Source organism: Pseudomonas sp. GW456-L12 (genome assembly GCF_059424045.1).
Genome location: NZ_JBWKZA010000071.1, coordinates 1 through 876, shown reverse-complemented (window position 1 = coordinate 876; position 876 = coordinate 1). Strand labels below are relative to the sequence as shown.

General features: G+C 60.4%; 1 protein-coding gene. It reads right to left on the bottom strand.

What is annotated here, in order from left to right; translation table 11 throughout:
* Window positions 1–4: 4 nt before the first annotated feature.
* Window positions 5–388 carry a hypothetical protein gene (locus AC07Y9_RS32165; protein WP_087091182.1) on the bottom strand — a complete coding sequence of 128 codons (384 nt, stop codon included), beginning with the start codon at window positions 386–388 and terminating at the stop codon, window positions 5–7.
* Window positions 389–876 lie beyond the last annotated feature (488 nt).

Sequence of the window (876 nt, the reverse complement as noted above, 5' to 3'; positions counted from 1 at the left end):
GGGTTCAGGCTTGCGTGGGCGGGCGGCTGCCGTCGAGCAGCGCATCCACCACACCCCGCGCCATCTCCACGTTATGGATCAGCGACCAGATCAGGCCACGCTCCACACCGCTGGCCCGCTCGGTGATCTCATCGGACACCTCTTCGGCCGCCTTGAGCAGGATCGAAACGTGAAGCAACGCCTCCTCGGCGCTGATGCCTTCACGCACACAAAACAACGAATCCTGGCCAACGACAGTGCCCACGGTTGGCTTGAGCGCATCCATCGGCGAACCATCACCACGATGCCGGCACAGCGCCTGAAGAATGCTTTCATTGGCACGATCATGCTCAGGATTTCTACGTGAGCACGGAAGGGAAACGGGTGGATCGGGGACGAGCTTTTTCATGGTGGATCCTCTTGGAAATGGAGCCAACCACCTACCGCTGCTAAACGAATAAGGGTGGCGGCGGTACGCGGGTTAGCAGACCGGTCCAAGATTCCGGCGCACCCGAAGGTGCCCCACGCACAGCCGCCATGACAGCAAACAGCAACCGAACATCGTTGGTTGAGCTGACAGCGATACCTGCGTGACTTGGAAGCGAGCTGCTAAACCCGATCACCGAAAACCAGTGACGAACCCGAGGCTAGACAGCGCCCCTCCCAGACGCAAGCGCCCCGGAGTTTCTCGGAAAAGCCTTACAAAATAAAGCGAAGAGCCTCACTTTCAGACAGCGTCTTACACGACAAACCTGTCAGCCGCGGGACCTGATCGCGAGCAAGCTCGCTCCTACAAAAGGCTCCGATATAACCGCGATCTCTGTAGCCGCTGCCGCAGGCTGCGATAGGACCGCAGGTCCTCCAGCGGGCTCAAGACCCTGCGCCCGCTGCGCGGCC

Excerpts from the sequence above, each read along its gene's own strand:
- AC07Y9_RS32165 (WP_087091182.1), bottom strand. The coding sequence starts at position 388 with ATGAAAAAGCTCGTCCCCGATCCACCCGTTTCCCTTCCGTGCTCACGT.